Source organism: Pelagicoccus albus, from assembly GCF_014230145.1.
GTDB classification, from domain to species: Bacteria; Verrucomicrobiota; Verrucomicrobiia; order Opitutales; family Opitutaceae; genus Pelagicoccus; species Pelagicoccus albus.
The window spans coordinates 357,298-364,272 of record NZ_JACHVC010000005.1 but is presented as its reverse complement, the minus strand read 5'-3'; the positions used below and the strand labels follow the sequence as shown (position 1 = coordinate 364,272).

Sequence of the window (6,975 nt, the reverse complement as noted above, 5' to 3'; positions counted from 1 at the left end):
ACGAACTGTCCGGCCTCCATCAGGTTCTTGTGGGTACCGGTATCAAGCCAGGCGGTTCCTCGCCCCAAAAGCTCCACGTTCAAGTCGCCGATTTCCAGGTAGGCCTGGTTCAGGTCGGTGATCTCGAGCTCCCCGCGGGGGGAAGGCTTTATCTTCTTGGCGAACTCCACAACCCGCTCGTCGTAGAAGTAGAGCCCGGGAACCGCGTAGTTGGATTTTGGATTCTCGGGCTTCTCCTCGATCGAGACGACTTTGCCGTCCGGGTCGAACTCGACCACGCCGTAGGCTTTCGGGTCGGCCACGTTGTAGCCGAAAATGGTAGATCCCTCCGACCGCTGGTCCGCGGCCTTGAGGGTGCGCACGAGATCGTGGCCGTAGAAGAGGTTGTCTCCAAGGACAAGGGCCGCCGGAGCGCCGTCGAGGAATTCCTCGCCGATTAGGAATGCCTGGGCCAGACCGTCCGGGCTAGGCTGGACCTCGTAGCTGAAACTCACCCCAAAGGCGGAGCCGTCGCCGAGCAGGCGCTCGAAAAGCGGCGTGTCCTGTGGGGTGGAAATGATGAGGATCTCGCGGATCCCGGCCAGCATCAGCAGCGAGATCGGATAGTAGATCATCGGCTTGTCGTAGATCGGCATCAGCTGCTTGGATACCGCGATCGTGCAAGGATAGAGTCTGGTTCCGGATCCGCCCGCAAGGACGATCCCTTTTCTTGGCTTTGCGCTCATAAGCTAGGGTTTTGGAGAATTGGGTCCGGCTAGGCCTGGCCGAGGCGCTCGCGGGCGTACTTCTTCTCGGCGATGTCCTTGCACCAGTCCTGGTTGTCCAGGTACCACTGCACGGTCTTGCGGATGCCGCTGTCGAAGGTCTCGGCAGGCACCCAGCCGCACTCCTTCTCGCTGCGTTCGCAGTTGATGGCGTAGCGGCGGTCGTGGCCGGGACGGTCCTTCACGTAGGTGATCAGGTCCTCGTACTTGGCGATGCCCGCCTTTTGGGCGGACTCGTTGGCCGAAACGGGAGCCAGCTCGTCGAGCAAGGAGCAGATGCGCTTCACGATCTGGATGTTCTCCATCTCGCTGCGGCCGCCGATGCAGTAGGTCTCGCCGAGAGCCCCCTTTTCGAGAGCGGCGAGAATGCCGGTGCAGTGGTCCTCCACGAAGAGCCAGTCGCGGATCTGCTTGCCGTCGCCATAGATGGGAAGGGGCTTGGCCTCCAAAGCGTTCAAGGTGACGAGCGGGATCAGCTTCTCCGGGAACTGGAACGGGCCGTAGTTGTTGGAGCAGTTGGTGGTGACCACCGGCATGCCGTAGGTATGGAAGTAGGCGCGCACCAGGAAGTCGCTGGACGCCTTGGACGCCGAGTAAGGGCTGTTCGGGGCATAAGGCGTGGTCTCGCAGAAGGCGGGGTCGTTGGGACCGAGAGTGCCGAACACCTCGTCGGTAGAGACGTGGAGGAAGCGGAAGCCTGACTTGGCTTCGCCTTCAAGGCCGGACCAGAAGTGGCGGGCCGCCTCCAGCATGCGAAGCGTGCCGGTAACGTTGGTTTCCACGAAAGGTTCAGGAGTGTCGATGGAGCGGTCCACGTGGCTTTCCGCCGCGAAGTGGACGATCGAGCCAACCGAATACTCCTCCAGCAGGGAGGATATCTTGGCCTGGTCCAGAATGCTGGTCTCGGAAAAGACGTACTCCGGAGAGTCTGCCAGGTCGCTCAGGTTGGCGGGATTGCCGGCGTAGGTGAGCGAGTCGACATTGACGATCCGGTCGTAGCCGGACGCCTTGAGCAGGGCCGCGCCGTCCCGAAGCAGCACGCGCACGAAATTTGAACCAATGAAGCCGCAGCCTCCTGTTACAAGTATAGATTTCATAGGGAAATGCTCCGTTTAGGCCTTCTTCCAGTTCTTGAGCGACCACTCCAAGGCTTCCTCCACAGGGCGCATGACCACTCCCGCGGCCTTGAGCTTGGAATCGTCGAGTATGCAGTTCGAACGCGGCGTCTTGGCGGCCTTGGACATGAAGTCGTCCTCCGATTCGAAGAACTTGAACTCCTTGCCGTTCACGCCGGAACTCTTGATCAGGTCGACCACCTGCGAAGTGGTTACCGCTCCGGGGTTGGTCACGTTATAGATGCCCTTGGGCACGTCCTGCTCGTAGCACGCGAAACAGGCGGTCACGAAATCCTCCAGCTGGCTGAGCGAGTTGGTGGCCTGAAGCAGGCAGGCGTAGCTCTGCATCTTGGTAAGGTAGTTGCGGGGATTGTCGATCTCGTTGAACGGGATGCGCAGGCGCCAGACGTAGCCCTCGGGAGAAGACTCATGTTCCCAAGCCGGCCATTCCCCTTCCCCGCGGTCGGTTTCACGGTAGCCGAGCACCTCTTCGCCCAAGGCCTTGGTGCCGCTGTAGAAGGAGCAGGGAGGCTTGCGGAAGGAGAAGTTGGGAGCGTCGTCCTCGCGCCAGCCTCCGCCGCCGGGACGCTCGCCGCCGAAGATGCAGCCGCTGGAGACGTGGCCCCAGCCAATGGAAAGGTCGCCGCAGACTTCGCGTATCAAGCCTGGCAATACGGCGTTGCCGTCAAGGCAATTGCCCTTGTCCAGCTCGCAGGCGTCCACGTTGGGCTTGCCGGTGTAGCCCGCGCAGTTGACCAGGAACTTCGCCCCGGTCGCCTTGAGGGCGTCCGCGAATTCGGCTTTGGAGCCATTTGCGATATCACGCCCGCTCAGGGAAGTGAAATCGACGCCTTTGGTTTCGAGCAATTGCCGAAACGCGGTTCCGACGTAGCCAGTAGATCCTACGAGTGCTATCATGTTAGGTTCAGGATTGGATAAATTAGGCAACAAAAGTGAAATTACCAAACGCGGGGCGGAACGGAAACGATGTCGTAAGACTCTAATACGAAGGCCTGGCTGTTCTTGCCATCGATGACCGCAGCGAGGTCTAGCTCGAATTGCTGATACCTGCCTCCTTTACGACGCAGAACAACGATCTTCTTCATTTTCCCAGTGACCTTGTCGATGCCACCAGCGGCAATAATAGCTTCTAGAACGGAAAGCTGACGAAATGATTCAACGATCCCTGGGTTTCGCACCTCCCCTTCGAGGTAGTAAGTAAAATGAGATTCGATCACCGAGACGATGACTTCATTGGAGACCAGTTGGTCCTCGAACTTTTCAGCAAGGAGGCCTTCTAATTCTCGTGGCGTCATACCCGCCACATCCACCTCTCCCACAATTGGAAGAGTGATCGCGCCATCGCGACGTACCTGCAACTCCATGTTGAGCTCAGGAGCTCCCGGAAAATCGATTTTCACCAAGTCCTGCGGCTGAAGCAAGAAACGCTCCGTGGCGCTGCCATCGCTTTGGGCTGCAGCAGGAACCGATAAGATCGTGGCAAGTAGGAAGATTTTTAAAAAGGCTCCCTGAAAACGGGACAACAATGCAGGCACAGCAAATGATTGGTTATTCATGATTTAGATTCAAAAGAGTCGCTAAGGGAACGGCACAATCCCACCCAACTTAAATGACGCAATCAAGCAGAAAGCCCTACATCAAGAACTTGCAAGCTACCTGTTACGCATCCGTCGAATACTTAGTTGTACCTAAACCGATTCCGTTCCCAGTCCCCTAGCAGAAAAAATGCCCCAAGAACACTTTCTTGGGGCATTTGAAAATTGAGGTTTAAACTCCGCTTATTTGGCGGCTGCAACGATATTAGCCGCAGTCATTCCAAGAATGCCCATAACCGTATCGCCCGGGGCACTGATTCCGAAACGATCGATTCCTAGAACCTTACCCTCGGTACCAACATACTTGTACCAGAGACCAGAAACGCCGGCTTCGATAGCGATGCGCTTGGTGCATGCCTTCGGCAGGACCGACTCCTTGTACTCATCGCTTTGAGCGTCAAAACGGAACATGGATGGCATAGAGACAACACGCGTGCCTGCTCCCAACTCTTCAGCCGCCGCGATAGCATGCTGAAGTTCAGAGCCAGTTGCGATGAGGATGGTTTCGAGCTCAGCCGACTCTTCCTTAATCACGTATCCACCTTTCAATACACCTTTGCGGCGAACGTCAGCGGAAGCAGTGTTGATATTTGGAATGTTCTGGCGAGTCAGTGATAGCATGGTTGGCCCATCGAGGCGCTCCATGGCTGCGACAAATGCTCCTGCGGTTTCTTCCGCATCTCCTGGACGAATGACGTCAAGATTCGGGATGACGCGCAATCCAGATACGGTTTCCACTGGCTGGTGAGTAGGACCATCTTCTCCAACTCCTACCGAATCGTGGGTAAAGATGTATATGGTGGGCAACCCGGCGAGAGCGGCCAGACGAATCGAAGCTCGGCAGTAGTCGGCGAAAACCATGAAGGTGGCGCCCGACGCTCTGAAAATACCGTCGTAGGCAATGCCGTTCATCAAAGCACCCATCGCGTGTTCGCGAATTCCAAAGAGCAAATTGCGTCCAGTTTCGCTTCCAGGTAGGAAATCGCCTCCATCCTTGATGTAGTTCTTGGTAGAGCCGTGGAGGTCCGCACTGCCGGAGATTAGCTCAGGACGAGCCTTGGCGATTGGCTGCAAAACACTGGAGCCAGAACCGCGAGTGGCGACCTTGGCATCATCAGCAGTAACAGGAATAGCCGCAAAGAGTTCGTCTACATCGACCGGAGCAGAGGCGCCTGCTTCAAGTTGAGCAGCCAAATCAGCATTCGCGGATTTCCAAGCAGTGTAGGTTTCTAGCCAAGATTCGTAGGCGGCTACGCGCTCAGCCTTCTTGGATGCGAAGTATTCCTTAACATCATCGGAAACGTAAAAAGTTTCCTCCGGCAGTCCGAGGCCCTTGCGAGCGCTTTCGGCATATTTCGCTCCACCTTCACCGTGGCCAGCACTGGTGCCTGCTACCTCGGGGATTCCACGTCCAATCTCTGTCTTACAGATAATCAACTGTGGCTTTCCAACAGCCGCCTTGGCCGCTGAGTAGGCTTCCGAAATGGCATCAAGGTCGTGACCGTCGATAGTCACGACATCCCAACCCATTGCCTCGTAACGAGCGGCCGTATCCTCACTCTGGCTTTTGACCGCCATAGCGTCGAGGGTGACATCGTTGCTATCGTAGAAAAGGATCAGGTTATCGAGCTTGAGGTGACCAGCCAAGGCAGAAGCCTCCTGGGCGACACCTTCTTGCAAACACCCATCACCTGCGAGCACTACGATATTGCTGTCGATTATCTTATGCTCGTCGGTGTTGAACTTGGCGGCAGCCATCTTTCCGGAAATCGCGAATCCGACTCCGTTTCCTACACCTTGACCAAGGGGACCTGTGGTGCACTCAACACCCGGCGTCTCCATATACTCAGGGTGACCTGGAGTCTTGGAATGTAATTGGCGGAAGTTCTTAACCTCCTCTAGCGGAAGATCGAATCCGGACAAGTGCAGCCAGCTGTAGATGAACATGCTTCCATGGCCAGCAGACAACACGAAACGATCGCGATTTACCCAACGTGGCTCGTCTGGATTAATACTTAACGCTTCGCCAAAAAGTACGGAGCCGATCTCAGCGGCGCCGAGCGGAAGACCTAGGTGTCCTGAGGAACAGGCATGGACTGCGTCGATGGCAAGACCACGTGCTTGAGTAGCGGCTTTCTGGAGTAGTTCTTTGTTCATAAATGCTAACTTGCTAAAAAATCTTTTTAAAGATCTCGAGCATCGCGGCCTACGGTAGTCTTTCAAGTCTCAAGGCAGCAAAGATCAGGTGAACAGTTGAGCTATTAATAGAACCTGAACAACTTTCTGGCAGATCTCCAATTCAGTTCATGACGGGAGTCGTAAACTTCAAACAGAGTCAGAAACAAAAAAAGCCGCCCATAAAACAGGGCGGCTTTGGAAATTGATTAGTCGAGCAGCTTAGTGGTTGCCCTTGGCAAGGCGCTTTTCCTTGACCTGCATAGCCTTCTTGCCGACGAGGTCACGAAGGTAGTACATGCGAGCACGCATAGTCTTGGACTCCTTGTCCACTTCGATCTTGTCGATAAGTGGGCTGTGTACAGGGAAAACCTTCTCAACACCTTCGCCGTAGGAAATACGACGCACGGTGAAAGTACGGTTGATGCCTGAACCCTTGAGAGCAATCACGATACCAGCGAAAACCTGGATACGCTCTTTGTCGCCCTCCACCACACGCGTGTGGACCTTGACGCCGTCACCAACCTTGAAGGAGGTTACGTCTGCTTTGAGGTGCTGCTTTGTTACTTCGTTTACTACTGCGTTCATGGTGAATCCTCTAATAAATCTGGTCTGCGTTTTCGCGTTCGTTCTTCCCTCTCCCGCTGCCGCCACTTGTCGATTTCCGCGTGGTTTCCAGACAGCAACACCTCAGGAATAGGCATGCCTCTGAACACCGCTGGGCGCGTGAATTGAGGAAAGTCGAGCAAGTTGTCTTGGAAGCTTTCGTTAGTCAATGACTTTTCTTCACCTAAAAATCCGGGCAAAAAGCGGCTCAAACAGTCTATCAAAACTGCTGCCGCCAAGGTGCCATTGGTCAATACGTAGTCGCCGATACTGATCTCTTGGTCGATCAAGTTTTCCCGGACTCGGTCGTCGATACCTTCGTAATGGCCGCTGACCAGAAGCAATCGCTTCTTCTTGGCCAAGGTTCTGGCTAATTCAGGCGTTAGCGGCTCCCCATCGGGCGCCAAATAGATGCGGTGCGTTTCCGGCTCCTGAATTTCCTCGATGGCATCGAACAATGGCTCTGGCATCAAAACCATACCAGCCCCCCCTCCGAAAGGTCGGTCGTCGACCTGATTGTGCTTACCTTTGGACCAATCCCGCAGATTGTGAACATCCACCTCCAAAACGCCGTTGGTTACGCCACGGCCTATCATACTCTCGGAAAGGAAGCCGTCGAGCATTTGAGGGAATAGAGTTAGAACATCGATCTTCATCGATAAACCGCGGGAAACTTTTGCCTATATATAATAATGTTGC

At 55.3% G+C, this 6,975-nt stretch carries 7 protein-coding genes; all 7 read right to left on the bottom strand.

Annotation, left to right across the window (positions count from 1 at the left end; translation table 11 throughout):
• A partial coding sequence (gene rfbA, locus H5P27_RS03465; protein ID WP_185658971.1) for a glucose-1-phosphate thymidylyltransferase RfbA occupies positions 1 to 725 on the bottom strand: 725 nt, incomplete at its 3' end.
• Positions 726 to 754: 29 nt separating this feature from the next.
• Entirely contained in the window at positions 755 to 1,861 is a 1,107-nt protein-coding gene (gene rfbB / locus H5P27_RS03460; protein ID WP_185658332.1) for a dTDP-glucose 4,6-dehydratase, read from the bottom strand.
• Positions 1,862 to 1,876: 15 nt separating this feature from the next.
• The gene (locus H5P27_RS03455) at positions 1,877 to 2,797 is read right to left on the bottom strand and encodes a sugar nucleotide-binding protein (protein ID WP_185658331.1); all 921 of its coding nucleotides are present in this window, start codon (positions 2,795 to 2,797) and stop codon (positions 1,877 to 1,879) included.
• 41 nt (positions 2,798 to 2,838) lie between these two features.
• A complete protein-coding gene (locus tag H5P27_RS03450; protein ID WP_185658970.1) occupies positions 2,839 to 3,456 on the bottom strand; it encodes a polysaccharide biosynthesis/export family protein in 618 nt (205 codons plus the stop codon).
• 222 nt (positions 3,457 to 3,678) lie between these two features.
• A complete protein-coding gene (gene tkt, locus H5P27_RS03445; protein ID WP_185658969.1) occupies positions 3,679 to 5,652 on the bottom strand; it encodes a transketolase in 1,974 nt (657 codons plus the stop codon).
• A 240-nt stretch (positions 5,653 to 5,892) separates the two neighbouring features.
• Positions 5,893 to 6,258 (bottom strand): 50S ribosomal protein L19, encoded by a 366-nt coding sequence (rplS, locus tag H5P27_RS03440; protein ID WP_185658968.1) that lies wholly within the window; start codon positions 6,256 to 6,258, stop codon positions 5,893 to 5,895.
• Entirely contained in the window at positions 6,255 to 6,932 is a 678-nt protein-coding gene (trmD, locus tag H5P27_RS03435; RefSeq protein ID WP_185658967.1) for a tRNA (guanosine(37)-N1)-methyltransferase TrmD, read from the bottom strand. Before trmD ends, rplS begins: the two co-directional genes overlap by 4 nt.
• Positions 6,933 to 6,975: the final 43 nt, after the last annotated feature.

Coding starts and splice junctions, on each gene's coding strand:
- trmD (WP_185658967.1), bottom strand. CDS start 6,932: ATGAAGATCGATGTTCTAACTCTATTCCCTCAAATGCTCGACGGCTTC.
- H5P27_RS03455 (WP_185658331.1), bottom strand. CDS start 2,797: ATGATAGCACTCGTAGGATCTACTGGCTACGTCGGAACCGCGTTTCGG.
- tkt (WP_185658969.1), bottom strand. CDS start 5,652: ATGAACAAAGAACTACTCCAGAAAGCCGCTACTCAAGCACGTGGTCTT.
- rplS (WP_185658968.1), bottom strand. CDS start 6,258: ATGAACGCAGTAGTAAACGAAGTAACAAAGCAGCACCTCAAAGCAGAC.
- H5P27_RS03450 (WP_185658970.1), bottom strand. CDS start 3,456: ATGAATAACCAATCATTTGCTGTGCCTGCATTGTTGTCCCGTTTTCAG.
- rfbB (WP_185658332.1), bottom strand. CDS start 1,861: ATGAAATCTATACTTGTAACAGGAGGCTGCGGCTTCATTGGTTCAAAT.